We start from the raw sequence: 23,625 nt of genomic DNA on the forward strand, positions 1-23,625 counted from the left end.
AGGATCAGTCGAAGAAGTCCTTGTCCTGTTCGGTCAGGTAACGCCGGGCTTCGTCGACGTTGAAGTCGATGCCGAGCCCTGGCGTGTCCCAGACAGTGACGAAGCCGTCCTTCACGATCGGATCGGGCAGCCCGGTGACGATGTCGTACCACCAGCTCGGGCGGCCGACGGGATACTCGAAGGCGAGGTAGTTGTCCGGCAGTGTGGCGCAGACCTGGACCAGCGCGGCGAGACCGACCAGCCCGTCCAGCGTGCCGTGCGGCGCGATCAGTACGCCGTGCAGATCCGCCAGCTCGGCGACCCACTTGAGTTCGGCGAGGCCGCCGACGTCGAGCGGGTCCGGGCCGATCACCCGGACGGCGTTGGTGGAGAGCAACTCCACGAAGTTCTGCCGCAGGTAGATCTGTTCGCCGGTGTGGATGGGCGTGGTGGTGGAGACCGTGAGCTCGCGGTACTGGCGCGGGTTGACGTACGGCGTGTAGTCGCCGGTGAGGAGGTCCTCGAGCCAGAGCAGGTTGAACGGCTCGACCGCGCGGGCGAATTTGATGGCATCGGGCAGTGTCCAGCCCGGACCGCAGTCCAGCGCGAGGCCGATGTCGTCGCCGAGGAGCTCCTTGAGCTCCGCCACTTTGTCGACGGAGTCCTTCAGCGCCCACTCGGACAGCGGTCCACGGGTCGCGTACGCGAATCCGTCCCGGGGTTCGGAATACGTGAAACCCGGGACCTTCGCCATCCCGCCGTGAAAGGCCGAGCCGCCTTTGATCATGGTGAAGCCCTCCGGCCCCGCCTTCAGGTTGGCGACCGACTCGGCCAGGGTGTCACCGGGGTACACGACACCGCCGTTGTAGACGCGGACCCGATCGCGGACCTTCCCGCCGAGCAGCCGGTGGACCGGGAGTCCGGCGGCCTTGCCGGCCAGATCCCACAGCGCCACCTCGACCGCACTGACCGCCTTTCCCCACGGCTTGAAGGCACCGAGCCGGCGGATTTTCAGCATCGTCCGCTCGACCTCCGTCGGGTTCTCCCCGATCAGGTACTGGGCCAACTGCGCGAACAGCGGCCGGACGAACTCGCGGGTGCGCTCGACAGTGCCGTACCCACTGAGTCCTTCGTCCGTGGTCAGCCGCACGAGCAAGGTCTCGTCGAGCAGCGCGGTCTTGACGTCCGTGATCTTCACCGGTCCACCCCCACCGGCCGGCTCCGCCACGAGTTCTCCGGAACGAAGTTCAGGACCTCCCGGGCCCGATCCATCGACCACGCACTGGCCGTGCCCTCGATCGGTCGCCGAATTTCGGTCTCCGGATGGAAGCGCGCCAGCAGTTGCTCCGTCGGGACCTCCGACAGGCTGTCGGTGGAGCAGATGTTCAGGGCGTGGAAGCCGTCCGACACACCCAGCCCGAGCTCGCAGGCCCGCGCGGCATCGTTGATCTCGGTGTAGCACCACAGATCACGCGACATGACCGGCTCCCCCAAGGCCGCCAGCCGGGCCGCCGAGGCGCGGACCTCCTCCAGCTCGGCGAGCCAGTGGAAGCGCAGGGCGACGACGTTCATGCCGTAGCCGTCCACGAAAGCCCGGGCCGTTGCCTCGTCCACCACTTTGGACAAGCTGTAGGAGTCCTGCGGGGTGAGTGGATGGTCCTCGTCGACCGGTGCGTAGACGGGCGAGAAGGGGCGCTTGGCGAACGTCGTACCGTACGCGCACACGCTCGATCCGATGACCGCGTGCTCCACTCCCTCGGCCGCCGCGGCAGCGAGGACGTTGTACGTCGCGGAGGTGTTCACCGCGAACTGGTCCGTGTCCGAGGGGCCGCCGTACTTGGCAACGTGGATCACCGCGTCACAGCCGGCGATCGCCGCGCGGACCGCGGCCGCATCGGTCAGGTCGGCGAGGACCGGCGTCACTCCCGGGGCGACGCCGGCGGCAGGCGCGACGCGGTCGACGGCAACCACCTCGGCACCCGCCTGGAGGAAGCGGGCGGTGACGACGGTCCCGAGCTTGCCCGCGGCACCGGTCACCAGCAGGCGCCGCGGGGTTTCTGAGTGTCGTTGCATTGTCGAGGTCACTTGTGCGGCTTCCCGCCGTCGGTCTGCTCGTAGAGGTCGTTGGCGGCCTTCTCCAGCTTCGAGCCACCCTGGGCGTTCCACTGGCTGACGAAGCCGTCGAAGGACGACAGTGGAGCCGCTCCGGTGATGATCTGGCTGAACGCCTTGACCTTCAGGCTCTGCAGCGCGGCGATGTACTCACCGGAGCCCGGCACCGTCATCGGGTTCTGGAAGACGTCTGCGTGTCCGTACTTGCCGTAGGTCTGCACGAGAGCCCGGTCCGATGCCTTCGGCTGCGCCAACTGGCTCGCGATGTCCCAGTTGGTGGTGCCGATGAACGGGCTGCCGTAGCCGTTGAAGCCATCGGCCTGACGCGCCACCGGATCGACGTACTTTCCGATCCACTCGAACCCGCCGGCGAGCCCCTTGGCCGGATCGGGCAGCTTGTACATGGTGCCCTCGGTGCCGATGGCAAGCTTCGTGGCCAGCGCGTCGTCGCTCCAGACGGTGTCCCAGATCTTCAGCACCTCGCGGAGTTTCCCCTTGTCCTTGGCGGCCTGCGGGCCGAAGGTGACCGGCCAGCCCGCCGTGCCGTAGGTCCAGGAGCCGCGGCCGCCGGGGCCGAGCGGCGGCAGGCTGAAGGCGATCTTGCCCTTCGGGTTCGTCTGCCGGATCGCGTACAGCCGGCCGGACTGGTTCGCGGGGTCGATGTCGGCCGGGCCGCCGTAGTCCCACATGCAGACCTTGCCGGCGACGAACTTGGGCGACGGGTCAGGTCCCATGCACTCAGGGTCGATGTAGCCCATCTTGTACCACGACGCCAGCAGTTCCAAGGCCTGCTTCGTCTCCGGACGAACGGCCGCGTTGGCCACCTTGCCGTCGAAGAGCTGCCACTGCATCGGCAGCACACCGTGGGCGCCGAAGATGGTCATGAACGCCGAGGCGTAGCTCTGACCGTTCGTACTCATTCCGTACACGCCGATCTTCTTCAGCGCGGCGAACGCGCTCTCGTACTCGTCGAGGGTGTCCGGAACGGCGCTGACGCCGGCTTTCTCGAGAAGGTCGGTCCGCCACTCGGTGAACGGGCTCAGTGCCGAGTTGGGTCCACCGATGCCGGGGAAGCCGTAGTTCTTGCCCTCGTACAGGCAGGTGGCCCAGGCCGCCGGTACGTGCTGGTCGATGCCGGCTGCGTACTTCGGCATGTGCTGGCGGATGTCGTCGACGGAGATCTCGGCGAAGGCGCCCTGCTGCGCGAACTTCTGCAGCATGTCCGGTCCGTTGATCGCCATCGCGTCCGGAATCTTGCCCTGGGCAAGGTTCGCCTGGAACTTGGTCGCGTAGTCGGCCATCGAGAGCGCATAGACATTTGCGAACTTGATGTCGAAGGTCTTCTGCATCAGGTCCATCGCGAACGCGTTCTGGCCGAGCATGCAGGGCTGGTAGTAGTAGTCGAGCGCCGCGTTGCCGGCCGAGTTGCCGGAGTCGCCCGACGTGCTGGAGCATCCCGCCGTGGCCAGCAGAGCCGCGCCGGCAACGCCGGCACCGGCGCGCAGGAATCCGCGACGACCGATCTGGACGGGGATTTGACTGTTCATGAGATGCCTCTTCGTGGACTGAGGGACTCAACCCTTGACGGAGCCGAGCAGGATTCCGCGGGCGAAGTACTTCTGCAGAAATGGGTACAGGGCAATGATGGGCAAGGTCGCGATCATGACCGCGGCCGCACTGAGGGAAACCGCCGTCGGTGGCGAATTCAGGAAGGCCGGATTGGTCCCGCCCAGGATCGGATCCGCCTGCGTGACCACTGTGTTGCGGATGAACATCTGCAGCACCTGTTTGTCCGGGTCGTTGATGTAGAGCAACGCGTCGAACCAGGCGTTCCAGTTGGCCAGCGCGGTCCAGAGACCGACGACGGCCAGCACCGGCTTCGACAGCGGCAGCACGATGGTGAACAGGATGCGCAACTCCGACGCACCGTCGGTCCGGGCGGCGTCGATGAGTTCGGCCGGGATCGCCTGGAAGAAGTTGCGCATCAAGATCACGTTCATCGCTCCGACCGCCCCCGGAAGGATGAGCGACCAGCGGGTGTCGAGCAGCCCGAGATTCTTGACCAGCAAGAACAAGGGGATGAAACCGCCGGAGAACAGCAGCGAGAAGAGCAGCAGGAAGTTCAGCACCCGGCGGTGCGGGAACGACTTCTGCGCCAGTGGATACGCCATCATTGCCGTCAGGACGAGCGTGATGGCTGTGGCCCCGGCCGTCCGCACAATGGTGTTCAGATAGGCGTGCAGGATGCCGGAGGACGACAACACCGCATGCCAGGCGGTGACGGTGGGGTGCAACGGCAGGATGTGCAGGCCGGGCTGCTGCGTGTCGGCGGCGCTGGACAGCGAGATGGTGAGTTCGAACAGGAACGGGTACAACGTCGCGATCGCCAGCACCGTGAGGATGGCGACGACGAACACGTCGGCGACCCACTCCCCGGCCGACCGGTGCCGCCGGCCACGACGTGCCGGCGCGGGCTCACCGGAACCGGCTCCGGGGGGCGGACCGGTGGCGATCTTGGTCGCAGTGTTCAGCGCCATGTGTGTGCGGCCTCCTTACCAAAGGCTCTGATCGGGTTCGAAACGACGCACGACCCGGTTGCCGACATAGACCAGTAGCAGTCCGAGGACCGACTGGAACAGTGAGGCCGCCATGCCCTGGGAGAAGTCGTACGACATGACATGACGGAGCACATAGGTGTCCAGGATGTCCGCGCTGTCCTGGGTGATCGGAGTCATCAGGTTGTAGATCTGATCGAAGCCGACGGCCAGGAAGTGGGCGATCTGCAGCAGGAACATGATGGAGACCGTGGGTGCGATACCGGGCAGCGACACGTGCCGGATCCGTTGCAGGCGGGACGCGCCGTCGACCCGGGCGGCCTCGTACAACTCGGGATCGACACCGGCTAGTGCGGCGATGTAGATAATCGCGCCCCAGCCGACGCTGGCCCAGATCGCCGAGAAGACGTAGATCACGTAGAACTTGCCCGGCTGGTACATCCAGGACTGGTTCGGCAGCCCGAAGGCGTGCAGGACGGCGTTGACAGCGCCGAGCTGGCCGAAGAACTGGAACAGGATCCCGGCGAGGACCACCCAGGAGATGAAGTGCGGCAGGTACGAGATGGTCTGCACCACCCGGACGAACCACTTCCACCGGCACTCGCTGAGGATGAGCGCCAAGACGATGGGCGCCGGGAACAGTACGACGATATTCAGGCCGGCGAAGATCGCGGTGTTGCGTAACGCGTGCAGGAACTCCGGCCCGGAGAACAAGCCGGTGAAGTTCGCCATCCCCACCCAGGGCGAGCCGCCGATCCCCCGGATCACGCTGTAGTCCTTGAACGCGATCAGGATCCCGTACAACGGGCCGTAGGCGAACAAGGCGAACACCGCGAAACCCGGCAGAAACATCGCGATGAGGTAGCGATGACGCCAGTAGGACCGGCCGAGCTTCACCAGCCGGCCGTTGTCGAACCGCTGCAGCCGCACCGTGGTCGTCGCCGTCGGCATGCTCGACCGCATAGCCCCTCCGATCGTCACTCGCGAGCTACGTATAGGAAATACATATCGCTCGGAAGAGGTATACCAGCACCACTTGCACGTGTCTAGGTCCGGTGATCGCCGACCTGAAAGGCGCTCGATCCATAAGGAGAGCGAGGGATACTAGATCCAGAAATCCTGACTGCGATATGCTGTGATCATGGCGCTGCTTGAGCATGCCCCGAGCCGAGGTACCCGCGCGGCCGCCCTGGATCGAATCCGGGCGTCCCTTGACTCACTGTCACCGTCCGAACGCCGTGTCGCCGAACGCGTGCTGGCCGAACCGGCTCAGGTGATCGCGTTGGCCATCAGTGAATTCGCTGCGTTGTGTGGCGTCGCGCAGCCCACTGTCTCACGCTTCTCGCGCAGCGTCGGCTTCTCCAGCTACGTCGCGCTGCGCCTGGGGGTCGCCGCGGACTTCGCGGCTGATGTCACCACGCCAGGTGCCCCGCCGGCCGACGGGTTCGCCGCGCTGGCGGCCGGTCTGCGCAGTGACGCGACCGCATCCGAGGCCGCCAAGGCGGTGCGTGGCGGCACCCGCGTGGAGATCTGGACCTCGCCGGTCTTCGCCGCGGCCGGGGAGCTGCTGGCGACCAGGCTGGCCGGGCTCGATGTCGCCGCGAGCGCGACGGTCGTGCCGGAGTACTGTGCCGAGCGCGCTGCCGCGCTGCCGCCGGGCGCAGTGGTGATCCTGCTCGCCGCCACCGGCGACGAGGACGTGTGGCTGGCACCGATCGCCGCGGCCCAGGCGGTGCGGGCCCGGATCGTGTACGTCGCCTTCCGCTCGGCGGGCCGGCTGCTCAAGCTGGCCGACATGTTCGTGCCGCTGCCGGACACGGCCGGCGCGGCTCAGACCGGGCCGCTGTTCGCGGAGGTCTTCGCCGAGCTGGTGCGGGACATCTCCTTCTACGCAGGCCCGCCCGGGCCCGCGTCGCCCTGGCGGGCCTGGCCGGACACGAAGGAGGTGCTGCTGCCGACCAGCGGTCCGCCGATCCCGGCGCTGCTGCTCACCCAGCCGAACCCGCCGAAGAAGCGGTCGCTGGTGATCTTCTACTCGGGCATCGGAGCGCGCAAGGAATATCTCGCGCCGCCACGGAGGCCGGAAGATTACGTGTCCCCGCACTTCATCTCCGCACTGCTCAACGCCGGCCACGACGTGTTGCTGCCGGACGCACCTGGCCATGGCGAGCGCAAGCGCGGGTGGGAAGACACCAGCGACCTCTTCCGGGCCGGGATCCAGGATCAGGGCCCCGACTACCTCGAGCAGGTTTCCACCGAGACGCCGGACCTCATCGACGCCGCGCTCGCGCTGGGCGTGGTGTCGTCGCCGGCGCAGATCGCGGTGGCAGGTCAGTCCGGCGGTGGCATGCAGACGCTGCTGAAGCTTGCGGCCGACCCCCGGATCGCCGCCGGCATCGCCGTGATGCCGATCTGCGACATCACCCTGCTGGCCCAGTTCGCCGATCTGGAATCGTCTCGGCGACTGATCGCGGGCAGCCCGAGCCCACGGATGGGTAATCAACTGGCACCGCGCCCGCTGCTGCTCATCGGAGGCGGCCAGGACACCGTCGCCCCCGCCAGTCACATCGAGGCCTTCCACGACGGCATCGCCCCGGCCTACCAACGGGCTGGAGCGGCGCAGAACCTTTCGTACCTTGGCCTCGACGACGTCGCGCACCGGTTCGACGGCCGCCAGGTCGACGCGATGCTCGAGTGGCTGGATCGACACCTCCGCCGACCGGCGTCGGCGACCAAGCCGCGCCGCCGCAAGCCGGCCAAGGCCGGCGCAGGCGACTGAGCCCACTCGCCTTCGGCCCGTTGCGCCCGGACCACGCGCACCGCGGGCCTGATCCGGCTCACCGGCGCCAGCTCGTCCAGTGCCGCCGCTCCGGGTCCGGGTAGGTCAGGGTGGGCATCTCCTGTTCGATCCACGGGTCCACCTCGTCGTACCCCATCTCGTAGCTCTGCGTCGCACGCCGGAACACCTCGTCCGGCCGCGGATCCCAATCGACGAGGCCGCCCGGGGAGGTGTCCCGGACAGGGCTCGGCAGACTCTCTCCGTTGCCGTTGACCGCGGTGACCCGGTACTCGGCCGGGCCTGCGGCCTCCTTGTCCAGGTACTCCCGCTCCACACCGGTCGCCACACAGGTGAACTCGGTCTCGCCGGAGATCCTGCGATCAAGGCGATACTCGTGGGCGCCCAAGACTTCGCCCCAGCCGGCCAGGATCCCGCCATCGGCCCGGCTCAGGAGCAGACCGTCCGGGGCCGGTGGCACGTCACCCGTCACATACACCGGGTACGGCCGCGACGGCGGCCCGTCCGTACGTTCGCCGACGGCTGTTACCCGTACGTGCACCTTCGTGCCGTTCACCAGGCCGGACACGTCGCATCGAGGGTCCCGGACGTCAGGTGACACGTTCCGCCAGGAGCGCCCTCCGTCTGAGCTGAGCTCGACTCGATAGCCGGTGGCACCTGCAACCGGTGTCCACACGGCAGTGAATCCGCCCGATCGGTTCTCGGTCCGCACCACTGTGCAGCGTCCAGGCGTTGGAGGGCCCGCAGACCATTGCCAGCGATGGGTGCCGGCCGGGATGAGCACCTTCAGGCCGTCATCGGTGGGTACGCCGGCAAGAAGCTGACCGTCGAGATAGAACCTGAGCCCGGCGGCGTCGGCCGGCCCGCGGAGGACAACCGTGCCCGGCTGCAGCGCGGTGACCGCTCCGTTGAGCTCGCCGCCTGTAACGACGCTGATCGCCAAGGTGCCATCGGTGCCGGCGGAGAATCCCGGAACGCCGAGCTGGGTTCCCGCGAACAAGGCGGCCTCGTAATGGTTGCCCGCATGGCGACGCACGATGCCGACGGTGCCCTCGAACGTGACACCGTGGCCATCCACGTACTGGTGCGGCGTGGCGGCGCAGAACACCAGATCCTCACGATCTCGCGCCCGCACCACGCAGCCGTACGACGCGGCGGTCGCCTCGACATGATCGAGGTGGCTGACCACCGTGAGAAAGTTGCCGGTGCCGTCGTAGTAGCGGCCGGTGGTCGGCCGCCAAGGGTGGTCGACGTTGTCGCGGCCCTCGGGGTTCGGCTCCGGCGGAACTGGTGCAGGCGTGGCGCCGGGCACCAGTTGGACGATCGACGGGAACGCCTCGTCCTCGTCGACGAACCAGGAGAACCGGCCGTGCACCCCGTCCCGGACCTGGTCGAAGAGCACGATGTAGTCGGCGCCGGACAGCAGTACGCTCCGCGCGGTGTAATCGGGTGCAGCCGACCGTCCGGCCAGGACCCGGGCGAACTGGGCGAAACCCAGGTCGTACAGCGGCTCGGTCAGCTCGTTCATGCCGACGCTGCGGTAGGGTCCCAGCTCGCGATAACCGCCGGGCTTCACCACCCCGAAGTTCGTGCACCGTTCCACATCGCCGCGGATGAGGTCGCCCACATCCTCGACGTTGTTGGAGCTGTACCGCCGACCGGCCGCGTAGTAATAGACCACGCCGTTACCGCCGCGGGCGGCGCGGCCCCAGCGGTAGTTGGGGCCGGCGTCAAGCTGCTGCAGATAGACGGTGACCTCGTCGGGTGTGCCGACGGCCGCCCGCAGAACGAACCCGTACCCGGTGAACTTCGTCGATTCGAGCTCCGGGTCGGTGCCGGCGTTGTCGAACCAATCCCCCGCTTGCAGATGACTCCACGTGTCGTAACTGCCCGGCCGGCGCGGCTCGCGCTCCTCCGTACCCGGCGGGGCCGCCCACAGCAGATACTCGGCGAGCAACGGATCGTAGTTCGCCAACTCCTGGCCGAGGACCCGGAGCGAGCGGGACGGCTCCCGCCCGTGCGCGTGCGCTCCCTGTGGAGGCAACGTCCGCACGCCTCCGTACCGGTGCATCGGCGCTGCGAGCGTGTTGAGCAGCCAGTATCCAAGTGCCGAGGTCTCCGGCCGGGCCAGCCGATTGCGTCCGTCGAAGAACCGGCGCAGCAGATGCCCGAAGTGCACCAGCAGGTCGACCGGACCCCAGACGTAGCACGCCAGGTTCTCCGTCCAGCGGCCGCCCTGAGCCTGCCAGGCCGGCACATCGGGTCGGAGATGGTATTTGAGATTCAGCGCGACGGCTCGCTCGAAGTGGTCAGCCATCCGATGTGCGTCAGGGTGATTCGGGAAGAGGAACGGCAGCGCGGCCACCACGGCGAGTACGTCGGTGAGGAAGTTCGGGTGGCCCGCCAGCATCCTGCGGACGGGCATCAGCGTTTCGTCCTCGAACACGTGGCCGAGGAACTGCAAGGCCGCGCCGATGTCCCGCCGCTCGGCCTCGGGCATGCCACCGGCAGTCTCGTCGAAGAGTGGGACCAGCAGCCTGGCGACCTCGCGAGAGTCGACCGGCGTCGGGCCGTGGTTGCTGCGCGGACCACCGTCGGGGATCGAGTTGAGGGTGAATGCGTCCCGGTCGATCAGGTCGCGCAACAACTCGCGCCGGCCGGCCGGCAGCTCGTGGTACGCGGTGTCGAAGAATCGGGGGTAGCCACACGCCGGCTCGACATGGTCCAGCGTCCAGTCCTTCACCTTGTCCAGCGACAGCCAGCCGTTCCAGCGATACAGCGTGTCGATGTGGGTCAGCGGCACGCCGGCACGTGTCACGGTCCGGATGTCCTGAACGTGCGGATACGTGGCGACGGCGAAGGCACGCGTACCGGAGGCCAGCGGAAACCGCCAGCGCAGGCGGCCGCGGTCGAAAGTGAACCGGCCGGCGAGAGTGACCGAGGAGCCCCAGACGGCCCACTCGCCGTCGTCCCAGCGTTCGTGATCGGTGACGAAAACTCCGAGCGACACGTCCCGCGGCTCTGCCCAGAATGCCGCGGCCGGCAGCCGCCACCAGCTGAGCCAACTGTGATAAGGGACCAGCTCGATGGGCAGGGCGCCGTCCGGCCCGAGGTTGCTGTCGACCGGTTCCCAGGCGAAATCGCCGTACTCGCTGCCACCCGGTTCGATCGGGCCGTCCGGCCGGTTGGCGCAGTACCGGTGGGTCCAGCCGATCGCATCCCACTCGAACTCCAGCGCGACGTCGTCCTCCGGGCCGAAGCCGTCGATGCGTTCGTCGAGCTCGACGAACTCCATGTGTGCCGTCAGCCGAACGGTCAACTGATAGCGGCGGTCGTCGTCGAAACGGAAATCCATGGCGTACTCGACGAAGACCGCGCCGTATTCAACCTGCCGTACGTGGACACTGCGCGGCGTGCCCACCGACGTGAGCCGCGCACGACCCAACCACCTTGTGGGATCACCGATTCGCAGTACCTCTGCGTCGGCGGACGGTCGGGCAGACGTGGGCAACCCGACCCGTAGCAGTCCGTTGTCGAGGATGGTCTCGTCATCCTCGGAATGGACGCGGAGTTCGGTCAAGGGCGCCGTACCGGTCGCCCGGCCACGCTCCAGCCGGAAGGTTCGCTTCGCGCCGAAGGGCAGGTCCGAGAGCAGGTGCACGGTCGCGCAGGCCGATTCTGTTCCGACTCCCCGAACCTCGGAGAGCTGGACCGGAACCGGCGTTCCGTTGTACGAGGCAACCAGGCCGGCGTTCACATCCCAGCGCCCGAACTCGACCGGAATCGCCACTCGAGAAACGGGCCATGAGAAGCGCGGATGGCGCAGATCGTCGGTGAGGACGACCTCGATGACCTCCGGACCCCGGTGAACCCGGACGCTCATCGCGGGGCGTCTTCGGTTGTGGCGTGCCCGACCGCGACGGTCGTGCCCGACGCCTGAGAGTCGATGGCCGCCTGAGCCATCGCCAACGCCTGCCGAACGTCGTTGCCGCCGGCCATGGCTGGGCGCCCTGCGGTGAAGTCGGCGGGGTCGAGACCCGCCCGCCACGCTCTGACGAGATCGCGGAAGTCGGTGAGCTCGGCAACGTAGGCGTCGTGGAAGAGTTCGATGTTGCGCTGTGCGGTGCCGGCGGTCTCTCCATCGGCGCCGTACCTCCGGGTGTCGGGCTGCGGCGCACCGCCGGCCGTCACCATCCCGTTGGCACCGAAGACCTCCAGCCGCACGTCGTAGCCGTAGTTGGTCTGCAGGCTCGCCTCCGCCGTGGCGAGCGCACCGTTGTCGTACCGAATGGTGACCACGGCCGTGTCCAGGAGCCCCGCCGCGGCGTAATCAGGCCGGATCAATGCGTTCGCGACCGCATGTACGTCGAGAGCGCGCGATCCGCTGTTGAACCAGTTGAGGATGTCGAAGTCGTGGATGAGCGTCTCGAGGAAGATGGCGCTGCGCTTGATCGTCTCGGGCTCGAGCGGAGCCGGGTCACGCGTCAGCGAGCGCAGCAGGTGTGGTGTCCCGACCGCGCTCTGGCAGACCAGGTGGTGCGCACGGGAGAACGCGGCGGAATAGCGACGGTTGAAACCGATCTGCAGCGGCGTCCCCGCACTGGCGACCTCGGCGAGCGCGGCGTCGAGGTCGGACAGATTCAGCGCGGCCGGCTTCTCACAGAAAATTGCCTTGCCGGCGGCGCTCGCTTGCCTCAGCTGGATCGGATGGAACCGCGGTGGCGATGCGATGACCACCGCGTCGACGGCCGGGTCGGCGAAGACATCGGCGGCGTCCGCCGTGACCTTCGTGACGCCGAGCCGACGGGCCAGGGCCGTCGCGGAGTCCGTGTCGGGATCGGCGATGGCCTCCAGGACGAGGCCGGGCACCCTCTCGGCGACGGTGGTCGCGTGGAAGCGCCCCATCCAACCGACTCCGACGACGGCGAGGCGAAGGTTCGCCTGCGGATGGAGGTCCACCGGTCGGTAGCTCATAACGCCTTCCTCATCTCAGGTCTCATCTACGCAGGATCGCCACAGCATCTAGGATTCATCGTTGTGGCATGTGAAATACCTTGGCAAGAGTCATCGGCACCGGGCGCCGAGTCAGGCGGGCCATCGGGCGTCGTACAGCACCGGGTTCCGTGGGGTGACCGGGACCTGACCGACCTCGGCGCCGGGCATCCACTGCCGGTCACTGATCTGGTGGTTGTTCGCCGGTTCAGTGATGCGGATGTCGGCGTCCATGTAGATGACCGTCAGCACCCGGCGGGGAATCGTTCCGCGGTTCGGGCCTGCGTGATGGAAGGTCCAACCGCGGTGGAAGCTGGCGTCGCCCAGGGCGAACGGCTCCACGACATCCTCGAACCGCTGCTGGGCAACGGCCTGCTCGAGTTCGGCCTCCGACTCGTCGCTGATCTGCAAGTCGCGGCCGAAGGAGAAGTTGTGGCTGCCGCGGGCGAAGGCCAGCGGCCCCATCTCGAGCGGCGTCTCCTGCAGCGGCAACCAGATCGTGCAGACGCGGTCACTCGACAGTGGCCAGTAGTACTGGTCCGCGTGCCACGGGGTGATGCCGCTGCTGGGCTCCTTGTAGAGCGCCTGGTCGTGATAGAGCCGGACCGCGTGGACTCCCAGGAGCCGCGCGGCGATGCCGGCCAGACGCTTCGAGAACACGAGCTGCCGGACCGCCTCGTGGTGCTCCCAGAGGTTCGTCACCTGGATGAAAGCCTTGCCGTACGTATCGCGTTCCTCGAGTGGGAGGTGTTGCGTATTCAGCCGGATAACCTCAGTGGTGACCGTTGGCTCGAAATGCTCGACAACTTCCGGCGAAAGCACATTCTGCAGGTGCACGAAGCCGTCGTGAGCGAAGTCCGCGGTGGCGGTCGCGACCAGCGGGTACGGCCGGTCGAGCTCTGCGGTAACGGCCGGGGCCAGAGTGCTCATAGGATTTCGCTCCTCCAACGGAATGGCTGGGACCGGCGTCAAGCCTTCCACCCGGTTCGTCCGGCGGCCACGCAGCCGTTGCCCCGAACTGATACTCATTTGACCTCTCGTCTGCCCGGCCGGCTCGGGGTGCCGAGGTGAAGCCGCGTCAGGAAGTGCCGGAGACGCCCGACGGCACGACGATCAAGTGCTTCATCCGGCGCCAAGCGGCCTTCGACTTCTCCTGGCACTTCCACCACGAGTACGAGTTGACTCTCATCACGAACGGCACCGGTACGCGCTATGCGGGTACCAGTGTTCAGCCGTACCAGCCCGGGGACCTGGTGCTGCTCGGCCCCGATCTGCCGCACACCTTCGCATCCGACCCCGGCCCGGATCGCACGGCCGAAGCCGTCGTCGCGCAGTTCCGCGAGGACTTCCTCGGCCCGGGATTCCTTGCGCTGCCACAGTTCCGGAGCATTGCCGCACTGCTTGCCTCGGCCTCGCGAGGCGTGCTCTTCAGCCCGGCTCCCCCGCGGGTCCAGGACGTTCTTGTGGAACTGCCGACGCTCGACAGCCCGGCCGCGCAGACGATCCGGCTGCTCGAAGCCCTCCACCTGCTCTCCAGCGCTGGACAACGGCAAGCGATCAGCGGCCCCGGCTACACAGCCGCCCCCGACACAGCCCTGCGCAGCCGGATCGACAAGATCTGCGGTCATCTGCGGCAGGCGCACACCCGCGAGATCGGGCTGACGGAGGTCGCGGAACTGGTCCACATGTCGCCGACGTCGTTCAGCCGATTCTTCCGTCGCGCCATGGGCCTGACGCTGACGGAATACCTCGGCCAATTGCGGGTGGATACGGCGTGCCAGTTGCTGATCACCACTGAATTGCCGGTCACCGAGGTGTCCCTGCGTAGCGGCTACGCCAATCTGTCGAATTTCAATCGCCGATTCCGCGAGCTGAAAGGCATGACTCCCCGCGATTACCGAAATGCGCATCGAGCCGTCAAGGGCTGAGGTCATTCATCAACATCCTCAGACCGTCGGATTCCATGCATCGATCCGTCGGCGGGCGGTCCGCATGCCGGCGCCGAGCATCGTGTCCGTGCCCGGCGACGCCGTACGCGGCCGCCCTTCACGCGATGACCGTCCGCTGCGCGAGGCCGTTGTCGAACAGCCACCGCGCGCTGTCGACGAGGGCGGACAGCACGTCGGTCGCACACGCGTCCAACTCGACGATGTGCCACTCGGCCGACGGACACGCGGCGATGATGTCGGCAACCGGGAGGGTTCCCGCGCCGAGGGCCGTCATCGGTGCCTCCGAGTCCTGCGCCGGCCCGTCCTTCAGATGCAGCAACCGCACCCGATCGCCCAGCCGACCGAGCAGCGCCGGCACATCCTGTCCACCGACCGCCGCCCAGTAGGTGTCGATCTCCAGGACCATCCCGGCCGGAAGCGCGTCGGCGAAGATCTCCAGCGCGCTGCACCCGTCGAGCTCGGCCAGTTCGAACTCGTGGTTGTGGTAGCCGAACCGGATGCCCTCGTCGGCGAGCCGTCGACTCAGCTCGCCGAGCTCGCGCGCATACCCGCGGACAGCGTCGGCGTCGGACCACACGTCCCGGCGGCCGATGGACTGGATAACCGTGTCCGTGCCGAGGGCGCGGGCGGTTGCGACCGCCTGGGCGAATCCTTCGGCCGGCTTGGCGTGAATGCTGCTGACGGTCAGCCCGGCCGCGTCGAGCTCTGCGCGGAGTTGCTCGGCGGGGACGCTGTCGTCCCGGGGCTGTTCGACCGCCCCGTACCCCGCGGCGGCCAGCGCGGCGAACCTGGCGGTGCGTTCGGCGGCGGGATAGTCGCGGAGGGTGTAGAGCTGCGCGCCCAGTGGGTTATTGATGGACATGGCGTCTCCGATCGGTGCGCTCCACCCCAGGGACGGCTCCCGGGGCGCTCTTGGTTTGGTGGTCAGGCAGCCGGCCGCGTCGCGGCGAGCCAGGCCTGGGCGAGCAGGGCGTGGCCGGCCATGGTCGGGTGCACTCCGTCGTCCGCCCAGGCCTTCGGTGTGCTGTCGGCGCTGGCGGCAGCCAGCAGGCCGTCCGCCGGGACGAGGGTCGCGTCGAACTCCGTGGCCAACCGGCGGATGCTGACCAGTTTCGGATCGAGGTCGTCGCGCCACGCCCAGATCTCGGGCCGGACCGGGACGAGGAACGGCTCGATGACGATCACCTTCGCGCCACGTTCCGCCGTACTGCTCAACATCGTGCGGTAGTTGCTGGTGAACTGCTCGAGCGACGTGGCGTCGTCGCTGTCGTAGCGCCTCAGTACGTCGTTGACGCCGACCAGGATCGACACCACGTCCGGTTCGAGGGACATGCAATCGGCCTCCCAGCGGTCGAGCAGGTCGCAGGTCCGGTTGCCGCCGATCCCCCGGTTGTAGAAGCGGAGGTTGTGGCTGCGATTGCTCGCGGCGAACCAGCCCGCGGCCATCGCCGCGTACCCGGAGCCGAGTGCGGCCGGGTTGTCGCGGCCACGGCCGGCGTCGGTGATGCTGTCGCCGATGAAGAGCACTGTCGTGTCCGGCCGGAGGGTGATGGTCATGGACAGGCCTTTCGGGTGATCTCAGTCGCTTTGATCGCGACTCTGGTCGGATGCAGTTCGTCCTCGGTCGCCAGCGGCATGGGAGCGCCGGTGACCAGGTGCTGGAGATAGGCATCGAAGTAGACGTCGCCGTGCGGATCGGGCGACGGACTCGGCTCGTCGATCGGACCGAGATCGTCCGCACCGACGACCAATCGGGTGTTTGCACCGCTCGCCGAGGCCACGACCAGGCCGGCGGTGCCGAAAATCCGCAGTTCGTCGTTGCCCCAGACACCGGTCCCCGGTGGGTTGAGGTAGTTGAGAGCCGCGGACGCGAGACCTCCGGACGCCAAGCAGAGGTTCAGCGTGGCGGCCGTGGCGAACCGGCCGGATTGCCCGAGTTCGCGGCCGCCGAGCGCGGTCCGGCTGCCGTTCACGGTCTCGATGCGTTCGCCGGCGACGTGTTCGATCAGGCGGAAGGCATGAATTCCGGCCGAGCCGATGAGTCCGCCGTCCACGGCGTCGTCGAGCGGCCTTCCGGGGTGGTACGGGTACGACTTCTGGACCGTCACTTGGACGACGGTGCCGATCCGGCCAGACGCCACCAGCCGACGAGCAGCCGGGTACGGCGGACGGAAGGCGGTACCGGCCATCTCGCGGAACGGGATCCCCGTCGTCTTCGCCACCGCGATGATCTCGTCGAGCGCGCTCTCGGTGAGGGCGGCCGGCTTCTCGGCGTACACCGCGCGACCGGCGCGCAGGCAGGCAATGGCGTCGCGCGCCTGATCCGCACGTCGAGGCGAACACAGTGAGATGACCTGGACCCGCGGGTCGGCAAGCAGTTCGGACAACGTCGCGTACGAGCGGATGCCCGGATCGGCGCGCAGGTCGGCGTGCAGCAGGTTGCGATCGAAGCCGGCGATGGCGGCCAGGCGCGCGTACGGGTAGCGGTCGCCGGCAAGATCAAGCTGGTGTCCGTTGTGGCCGTACAGGCCTACACCGATGGGCGGGATCACTATTGCTCCGACTCACTCGCGCGGACCGCTTCGACGGCCCCGGAGCGCTCGGCGCGGCCGGCCGCCTCGAGCACGGCAACGCCGGCCACGATCTGGCGCGCCTCGTCAGCAGTGATCACCGCACCCGATTGGACCGCCGAGACGAACTCGGCCAGGTCATAACCCTCGTCGGGAATCTCCGGCACCGAGCAGCTCTCGACCGGTCTTCCGTCCTTGATCAGGAGCAGATCGATCATCCCGGGACGATCGGCGCGGGCGCGCGTGATCGTGCCGCGTTCGAAGTGCACCGTCAGCTCGTTGCCGTAGGCCAGGCCGTCGTCGACGCAGAACGACGCGAACACAGTCGCGAGCGCTCCACCCGGAAACGTCAACGCCAGCTGGGCATTGTCCGCCGTCGGGCGTCCGGTGCGGACCCGGCTGCTCAGCACCTGCACTCGCTCCGCCGGGCCCATCAGCCGAATGAGGTCGTTGACCAGGTAGACCCCGAGACGGGTGATCGGAGCGGCTGGGCAGCGCCACTGGTCGTCGTACCAACTGCCGTCGGGCCGCTCCTGGTACGACGCCCACACGGCGGCGTGCGCGCCGATCGGCCGACCGAGATGGTGCCCCGTGCGCCATCGGCCGATCAGGGACAGATCTGCCGAGGGTGACGGACTCGGCGAGTTGAGCCGGATGACCACACCTCGGCGCCCGGCCTCGTCGAGCACCGCGCGCGCCTGGTCCGGATCGATGTCGAAGGGTTTGGTGGTGACGACAGGTTTGCCCGAACGGACGATCCGCGAGAGCAGCGCGGCGCGGCCGACCGGTGAGGTGAACAGGCCGACGGCGTCGACCTCCGGATCGGCCAGGATCTCGTCGAGATCGGCGTAGTGGCGAACCCCCTCGTCGGCGGCGACCGAAGCAGTCAGGTCCTGGTCGAGATCGCACACCCCGACCATGTCGATCATCGGCGAGTCCCCCAGCGTGCGGAGCATGGTCCGGCCGAAGTGCAGTCCGACGACCGCCATCCGAACCGGACGTCCCGGCCCGGCCGGGTGTCGTGTGATCACGACCCTAGGATAGCGCATCCACTCCGCCTGAATGTCAAATACATGTCAGATTTTCTGCCGTCCCAGCTTGCTTGCATAGGGCAACAATCACGGTCCGCGACTGCCGGAAGTCGCGCTGCCGGGGCAGGATCCGGGCAGGTTGCTAGATTTGAGTCCGACTGGGGCCGCATCCCGCGGCCCCCGACCCGATAGGACCGCATGTCCGATACGGCCCAGGCCCGAACCGGTGGCACGGCGCCCCGTCCCGCGGCACCGAGCGGACTCTACGGCCGGGTGCTCGACGACCTCGGCCGGGAGATCGTCAGCGGCGAACTCCCGGCCGGCAGCATCGTCATGGCCGAGGCGTTGTGCGCGCGATTCGAGGTGTCTCGATCCGTGATGCGGGAGTGCCTGCGAGCGTTGGGATCGATGGGAATGGTTGAGGGGCGCCCCCACGTCGGCACCCGCGTCCTGCCCTTCACCAGCTGGGACTTGCTCAATCCACAGGTCGTCAAGTGGCGCGCGCAGAGCGTCCAGTACGTCGACCAGATGCGCCAGTTGCTCGAACTCCGTCTGGGGGTCGAGCAAGCTGCCGCCCGCTTGGCTGCCGGCCGCATCTCGGAGCAGGACGCAGCGGAGCTTCGCGCGGCCGCCCTCCGGATGCGGGACGCCCTCGAGGCGGACGACAGCCACGACTACTTCGCAGCGGACGAACGCTTCCACCAACTGCTGCTCAACGGCACGGGCAATCCGGTCATCGCGCAACTGTCAGGCACGGTCGGGGCCGCCTTGCAGGTCAGAAGGCATGACATGCGGCCAGGGATGCACGACATGACCAGCGGTTCGGTCGAGCGTCACCTGCAACTCGCCGATGCGCTCGGCAAGCGGGACGCCGGCTCGGCACAAGAGGCCGCCTTCGCGCTCGTCGACGAGACCTTGCAGGAGTTCGAGGCGCTGCAGTCGACACGGCAGGACGAGGTACCGGCCGTCAAGAAGTCATCGAGATCACGCTCTTGATGTTCGAGCCCCCCTCCATCGCCGCGAAACCGGACCGCCACTCCTGGAAGGGATAGACCCCGCCCAACACCGCATCGGGATCGAGGCGGCCGCTGGAGAACAGCTGCAGGACACGTTCCCAGGTGGACCAGGTGTGCGAGAACGAGCCGTACAGCGTCACCGCTTTCGCCACCAGTGGATCGAGACTGAAGTCCAAGGGCTGCGGCCCCCAGCCGATCTTCGCGATCGATCCCAACGGCCGGACCATGTCCAGCGCCGACCGCAAGGCACCGCTGACGCCGGTCGCGTCGACGACAAGGTCGGCGCCCAAGCCGTCGCCGTACGAACGCACCACCGCAACCGGATCTTCGGCCGTCACGTCCACGGTCCGCACCGCGCCCAGAGCCTGCGCCTTCTCCAGCCGCAGCGCGTCGACCCGCGCACCCAGGACAATGACGGCGCCGGCTCCGCGCAGCCGCGCGACCTGCAGCGACAGGGCTCCGATCGCACCGATCCCTTGGACGACAACGAGATCGCCCGGCGTCACCGCCGCCCGCTCGACCAAGGCGTTGTAGGCCACTGCGAACGGTTCGGTGAGGGCGGCCTGCTCGAAAGACACGTTGTCAGGAATGCGGTGCAGCACCCGGGGCTCGGCCAGGAGGAGTTCGGCGAACGCCCCGTCCCTCGTGGCGCCGTACCCTTCCCGATCCGGACACAGGTTGTACCGACCGGTCCGGCACAAGGCGCATTCGCCGCAGATCGAGGCTGCCGTCTCGCAGACCACCCGGTCGCCGATCTCCCAGCCAGGTACGTCGTCGGCTCTGTCGACGATCACACCGGCCATCTCGTGGCCGAGTACGACCGGCTCGCGAGTCGGCCAGCTGTGCGTGTTTCGCCACATGTGCAGGTCTGAGCCGCACACACCGACGGCTCTCGCCTCGACCAGCACGTGCCCCGCGATGAGTTCGGGGGCCGGCAGCTCGCGTATCTCGACCGCGCCGTCGCGACCGGCGTACTTCACCAGGCCCCTCATACGCCCGCGGCCTTTCTCGCCGCTTCGTGAGTGGCTACCTGAACGCGGGTCGACCCATCGAAGTACTTCTCCCTCGCTTCGTGCAGGAACTCGACCGACAGGCGCAGTTCTTCCATGCCGTTCACTCCGTCCTCGATGCTGATCCAGCCGTCGTAACCGGCCGCGCGGAGCGTCCGGAAGATCCTCGGGTAGTCGTTCAGCCCGCGGCCGATGACGCCGTGCTCGAGCAGAGGCGAGTACCCCAGCGTGCCGTCGCTGCTCCGGAGATCGTCCAACGAGGCGTCACCGGTCAGCCGGCGATCGGAGGCCTGCATCGTCACCACCCGGTCAACGACCCGGTCCAGGAAGTCCGCTGAGTCGTCACCCGCGACGATCGCGTTGGACGGGTCGTACTGCACCCCGAAATGGGCCCGGTCGTCGATCCGGTCGAGGAGCTCCAGGAACACGTCCGCACGCTGCGCGAACTCCGGATACTCCCACCGGCCGTCTTTGTAATGGTTCTCCAGCGCGAGGGTGACGTCGAGCTCACGCGCCAGCGGCAGCAGGGATTCGATCGCGTTCGCTGCCCACTCCAGTCCCTGCTCTCTCGTCACACCAGGATGGCGCTGACCGGACAGGACGCGGGTGCTGGCCCCCGGACCGCCGAGCCTCGCCGTGATCCGGATCAGCTCGGCCTCGGCGTCGATCTCCTCGGCCCGCCGGCGGGGATCGGGGTGGGTGAAGTCCGGCGAGGCGCAGAGCATCGGCATCTCGAACCCCGCCGACACCAGGTGCTCCCCCACCTGGTCGACGAAGTCGTCGGTCGTCCGCCAGAACATTCCGGAGTACAGCTCGAGACCGTCCACCGGCAGCGCCCGGGCCTTCTCGATCCAGTCGTGCACCGACATCTTGCGGTGCACGGCGATCGCCTCCAGGTCGCCCTTGGGAAACACGCTGATCTTCACGACCACCTTCTTCCGTCGACTGTAGGCAGCAATAAGTATGACGTATAGTATTAATGCGGCGCCAGAGTCTGTCGCGCCTGAACTCGAGAGAAGGGCCGGCCTCCATGCCGATCGAAGCCGCAGCGCTGGAGTCCTGGACCACGTCGCTGGTGCGGGCGTGGGGGTACGGGGTAGACGACAGCCGGTTTCTCGCGCGGACCTTGCTCGACGCCAACCTGCGGGGCATCGATTCCCACGGCGTGATCAGGCTGCCCGCCTACGAGCGAAGGATCGCGGCCGGTTTGGTGCGGCCGGATGCGGCGCCGGTGCTGTCGGGCGCTGGGTCGGTGGTGACCGTCGACGCCAACGGTGCGGCGGGGCAGATCGCTGCTCGGAAGGCTGCCGAGGCGGCGTTGACGCTCAGCAGGTCGACCGGCGTCGCCGTCGCGACCGTGCGCGGGAGCACTCATTTCGGCACCGCCGGCTTCTACGCCCGCTGGATGGCTGCGCACCGCGCCGTCGGCATCGTCGCGTCCAACTCGGAACCGATCGTCGTCCCGTACGGCGGACGGGAGGTGCTGCTCGGGACTAACCCTATTGCCTTCGCCGCTCCGGCCGACGACACAGCGGTCAGCGTCGACATGGCCACGAGTACGAGCGCGATGGGCCGGGTCATGGTTGCCCGGGCCGCCGGTGCGCCGGTCCCTGACACCTGGGGCGTGGACGCCCGAGGACGGCCGACCACCGATGCAGCGGCCGTCGAAGCCCTGCTTCCACTGGGCGGGCCGAAGGGGTACGGGCTCGGGTTCGCAATCGAGATCCTCGCCGGCGTACTGAGCGGTGCCGCGGTCTCCCACGAGCTCGGGAACATGTACACCGACTTCACCAAACCGCAGAACATCGGGCACTGGCTGCTGGCGATCGACATCGCCCACTTCACGTCGTACGACTCGTTCGTGGAACGCCTGCGGGCCTTGATCGAGGCCGCCCACGCCATCGCACCGGCGCCGGACTTCGAGGGCGTCCTCGTGCCGGGCGAACCCGAGGAACACACCAGCGAACAACGGCTCCGCGACGGAATCCCGCTCGCAGCCGCGACCGTCGACGAACTGCACCTGCTCGGCGCGCGTCACGGCGTCGCCTTCCCCGGCACCCGATCGTCCTGATCGGCTGCCCTTGCCGAATGGAGTAGCACATGTCCTCGTCCATCCGCGAACTGTCACGCGAGAGCATCAGCCGGCCGATCGTCCAGGTTTCGCTCGATCTGACCTCCAGGACCGAGGCCCTGCGAACTGCCGCAACCGCGGTCGAAGCCGGCGCCGACTGGATCGAGGTGGGTACTCCGCTCGTACTGGCCGAGGGTCTGCATGCGGTGCGCGCGCTGCGCAAGGAGTTTCCGGCCCACCCGCTGATCGTCGACCTGAAGACGATGGACGGCGGCTATCTCGAGGCGGAGATGATGGGCGAGGCCGGTGCGGACGCGGTGATCGTGATGGGCCGTGCCCACGACGCCACCATCGAGCGGGTGTGTGCAGCGGGCGCCGATTTCGGTCTGCTGGTGATGGGCGACGACCTCGGAGCCGACGACCGGGTCTCGGAGGCGATCCGCCTCGAGCAGCTCGGCGTCGGAATGGTGATCCACCACATCGGCTTCGACCATCGTGCCAAGCAGAGCGGCCTCACGCCGCTCACCGACCTGCCGGACATCGTGGCCGCCGTGTCGGTGCCGGTCCAGGCTGTCGGCGGTCTGAGCATCGAGGAGGCCATCAGTTGCCCGGGCACCGGTGCACCGGTCGTCGTCTTCGGCGCACCCCTCGCGATCGACGATCAGGCCTTCAGTACGGCGGGCGGCGATCTGCTCAGCGTGCTCAGCGACGCTTGCCTGCGCGTCCACGCGGCCGAGATCCGCTACCCCGAACCCAGCCGCGGCATGTCACAGTCCTGAACGGCAGCACCCGCGGGGGCGCGGCCGATCCCCGAAGCCGGTAGCCGTCCCGCGTGACGAAATTAGGTCACGGCCCACACAGTGGGATAGCTCCTGTCCTCGCTGCGGCCCAGCCAGGAGACACGGAAGTCACGCAGCAGTCGTGGGTGGTCTGCCCGCGGCGAAAGCCGACGAAGCCATCGGCGCCGTGAACAGGGGCGCACCCAGAACGTCCCCGTCGCGCGGACAAGGTGCGGCGGAGAGTCAGTTGGTCAGCGGCGGCGGAATCTCGAACGAAACCTGCCGTCGTATTCGAGTTGGACGTAGCCCGAGGAGTGGACGCCGACGGCGAAGATTGCGACGAGGACGAAGACGATGCCGGCGGCCAGGGAGATGTGCCAGAAGGCGGCGGCGATGCCGACGAAGGCGGAGCCTTGGGCGATTGCCTTTGCGACCGCGACGAGGCGGGATCTGGTGACACGGTGGCGAAACGCCTCCTGCCGGTTCAGGACGAGGAGGGCGGCGAGCAGCGGGATCGAGACAGCGAAGGCGATCACGCAGATCTTCGCCGACAGGTTGAGCGGGGACGAGGTCAGGAACGGCTGCACGACAACGAGTCCGGCCGCGGCCAGTCCGCCGTAGATGAGGTTGGACTGCCGGATCCACTCCTCCTGGGCGGCCGGGTCCGCGGTGGCCTCCTCGACCTCCTGCTGGATGCGCTCGGCTTCAGCCTCGGCCTCCGCGCGATGCGTGTTCTCGTCCATCGGCCGTCCTCCCGTGGCTGG

At 67.9% G+C, this 23,625-nt stretch carries 20 protein-coding genes; 5 read left to right on the plus strand and 15 right to left on the minus strand.

Features of this window, described 5'->3' with window-relative positions; translation table 11 throughout:
- Positions 1-4: 4 nt before the first annotated feature.
- From ABT313_RS38265 to ABT313_RS38285, 5 genes are read right to left on the minus strand one after another with little or no spacing between them, the layout of a single operon-like run.
- On the minus strand, positions 5-1,177 hold the full coding sequence (locus tag ABT313_RS38265) for a mandelate racemase/muconate lactonizing enzyme family protein (RefSeq protein WP_350864467.1): 1,173 nt from the start codon (positions 1,175-1,177) through the stop codon (positions 5-7).
- Complete coding sequence (locus tag ABT313_RS38270) at positions 1,174-2,052, minus strand: NAD-dependent epimerase/dehydratase family protein (RefSeq protein WP_350864470.1); 879 nt, start codon at positions 2,050-2,052, stop codon at positions 1,174-1,176. Before ABT313_RS38270 ends, ABT313_RS38265 begins: the two co-directional genes overlap by 4 nt.
- An 8-nt stretch (positions 2,053-2,060) precedes the next feature.
- Positions 2,061-3,638: an extracellular solute-binding protein gene (locus ABT313_RS38275; RefSeq protein ID WP_350864473.1), complete on the minus strand. Its 1,578-nt coding sequence runs from the start codon at positions 3,636-3,638 to the stop codon at positions 2,061-2,063.
- 27 nt (positions 3,639-3,665) lie between these two features.
- Positions 3,666-4,628 carry a carbohydrate ABC transporter permease gene (locus ABT313_RS38280; RefSeq protein ID WP_350864475.1) on the minus strand — a complete coding sequence of 321 codons (963 nt, stop codon included), beginning with the start codon at positions 4,626-4,628 and terminating at the stop codon, positions 3,666-3,668.
- A gap of 15 nt (positions 4,629-4,643) precedes the next feature.
- A complete protein-coding gene (locus ABT313_RS38285) occupies positions 4,644-5,597 on the minus strand; it encodes an ABC transporter permease (RefSeq protein WP_350864478.1) in 954 nt (317 codons plus the stop codon).
- Between the two features lie 190 nt (positions 5,598-5,787).
- On the opposite strand from ABT313_RS38285, the gene ABT313_RS38290 reads away from it, so the two are divergent.
- Positions 5,788-7,425, plus strand: a complete 1,638-nt coding sequence (locus ABT313_RS38290) for a hypothetical protein (RefSeq protein ID WP_350864481.1) — start codon at positions 5,788-5,790, stop codon at positions 7,423-7,425.
- Between the two features lie 58 nt (positions 7,426-7,483).
- Here the strand turns inward: ABT313_RS38290 and ABT313_RS38295 are convergent, their stop codons facing one another.
- From ABT313_RS38295 to ABT313_RS38305, 3 genes are all read right to left on the minus strand, one after another.
- A complete protein-coding gene (locus ABT313_RS38295) occupies positions 7,484-11,326 on the minus strand; it encodes a fibronectin type III domain-containing protein (protein WP_350864484.1) in 3,843 nt (1,280 codons plus the stop codon).
- Complete coding sequence (locus tag ABT313_RS38300; protein ID WP_350864487.1) at positions 11,323-12,417, minus strand: Gfo/Idh/MocA family oxidoreductase; 1,095 nt, start codon at positions 12,415-12,417, stop codon at positions 11,323-11,325. Before ABT313_RS38300 ends, ABT313_RS38295 begins: the two co-directional genes overlap by 4 nt.
- A 111-nt stretch (positions 12,418-12,528) precedes the next feature.
- Positions 12,529-13,365, minus strand: a complete 837-nt coding sequence (locus ABT313_RS38305) for a phytanoyl-CoA dioxygenase family protein (RefSeq protein WP_350864490.1) — start codon at positions 13,363-13,365, stop codon at positions 12,529-12,531.
- Between the two features lie 137 nt (positions 13,366-13,502).
- Here ABT313_RS38305 and ABT313_RS38310 point away from each other — a divergent pair, with 137 nt between their 5' ends.
- Positions 13,503-14,363, plus strand: coding sequence for an AraC family transcriptional regulator (locus tag ABT313_RS38310; RefSeq protein WP_350864493.1), 861 nt, complete (start codon positions 13,503-13,505; stop codon positions 14,361-14,363).
- 118 nt (positions 14,364-14,481) lie between these two features.
- Here the strand turns inward: ABT313_RS38310 and ABT313_RS38315 are convergent, their stop codons facing one another.
- The 4 genes from ABT313_RS38315 to ABT313_RS38330 all read right to left on the minus strand — a co-directional run bounded on the left by ABT313_RS38315 (position 14,482) and on the right by ABT313_RS38330 (position 17,985).
- On the minus strand, positions 14,482-15,246 hold the full coding sequence (locus ABT313_RS38315; RefSeq protein WP_350864496.1) for a sugar phosphate isomerase/epimerase family protein: 765 nt from the start codon (positions 15,244-15,246) through the stop codon (positions 14,482-14,484).
- A gap of 62 nt (positions 15,247-15,308) precedes the next feature.
- Positions 15,309-15,941 carry an SGNH/GDSL hydrolase family protein gene (locus ABT313_RS38320; RefSeq protein ID WP_350864500.1) on the minus strand — a complete coding sequence of 211 codons (633 nt, stop codon included), beginning with the start codon at positions 15,939-15,941 and terminating at the stop codon, positions 15,309-15,311.
- Positions 15,938-16,936 carry a Gfo/Idh/MocA family protein gene (locus tag ABT313_RS38325; protein WP_350864503.1) on the minus strand — a complete coding sequence of 333 codons (999 nt, stop codon included), beginning with the start codon at positions 16,934-16,936 and terminating at the stop codon, positions 15,938-15,940. The genes ABT313_RS38320 and ABT313_RS38325 overlap by 4 nt, the downstream gene beginning before the upstream one ends.
- Entirely contained in the window at positions 16,936-17,985 is a 1,050-nt protein-coding gene (locus tag ABT313_RS38330; RefSeq protein ID WP_350864506.1) for a Gfo/Idh/MocA family protein, read from the minus strand. The genes ABT313_RS38325 and ABT313_RS38330 overlap by 1 nt, the downstream gene beginning before the upstream one ends.
- 198 nt (positions 17,986-18,183) lie before the next feature.
- Between ABT313_RS38330 and ABT313_RS38335 the strand changes: the two genes are divergently transcribed.
- Positions 18,184-18,981 (plus strand): FadR/GntR family transcriptional regulator, encoded by a 798-nt coding sequence (locus ABT313_RS38335; protein WP_350864509.1) that lies wholly within the window; start codon positions 18,184-18,186, stop codon positions 18,979-18,981.
- Here the strand turns inward: ABT313_RS38335 and ABT313_RS38340 are convergent.
- On the minus strand, positions 18,953-19,993 hold the full coding sequence (locus tag ABT313_RS38340) for a zinc-dependent alcohol dehydrogenase (RefSeq protein WP_350864512.1): 1,041 nt from the start codon (positions 19,991-19,993) through the stop codon (positions 18,953-18,955). The genes ABT313_RS38335 and ABT313_RS38340 overlap by 29 nt on opposite strands.
- A complete protein-coding gene (locus ABT313_RS38345) occupies positions 19,990-20,937 on the minus strand; it encodes a sugar phosphate isomerase/epimerase family protein (RefSeq protein ID WP_350864515.1) in 948 nt (315 codons plus the stop codon). Before ABT313_RS38345 ends, ABT313_RS38340 begins: the two co-directional genes overlap by 4 nt.
- Before the next feature lie 104 nt (positions 20,938-21,041).
- Between ABT313_RS38345 and ABT313_RS38350 the strand changes: the two genes are divergently transcribed.
- Together ABT313_RS38350 and ABT313_RS38355 are read left to right on the plus strand one after the other, a co-directional pair.
- The gene (locus tag ABT313_RS38350; RefSeq protein ID WP_350864518.1) at positions 21,042-22,082 is read left to right on the plus strand and encodes an Ldh family oxidoreductase; all 1,041 of its coding nucleotides are present in this window, start codon (positions 21,042-21,044) and stop codon (positions 22,080-22,082) included.
- Positions 22,083-22,111: 29 nt separating this feature from the next.
- Positions 22,112-22,861: an orotidine 5'-phosphate decarboxylase / HUMPS family protein gene (locus ABT313_RS38355; protein WP_350864521.1), complete on the plus strand. Its 750-nt coding sequence runs from the start codon at positions 22,112-22,114 to the stop codon at positions 22,859-22,861.
- Between the two features lie 251 nt (positions 22,862-23,112).
- Here ABT313_RS38355 and ABT313_RS38360 read toward each other — a convergent pair whose 3' ends face one another.
- Complete coding sequence (locus ABT313_RS38360; RefSeq protein WP_350864524.1) at positions 23,113-23,604, minus strand: hypothetical protein; 492 nt, start codon at positions 23,602-23,604, stop codon at positions 23,113-23,115.
- Between the last annotated feature and the right edge of the window lie 21 nt (positions 23,605-23,625).

It is taken from the genome of Kribbella sp. NPDC000426 (genome assembly GCF_040300265.1).
In the GTDB taxonomy this organism is placed as follows: domain Bacteria; phylum Actinomycetota; class Actinomycetes; order Propionibacteriales; family Kribbellaceae; genus Kribbella.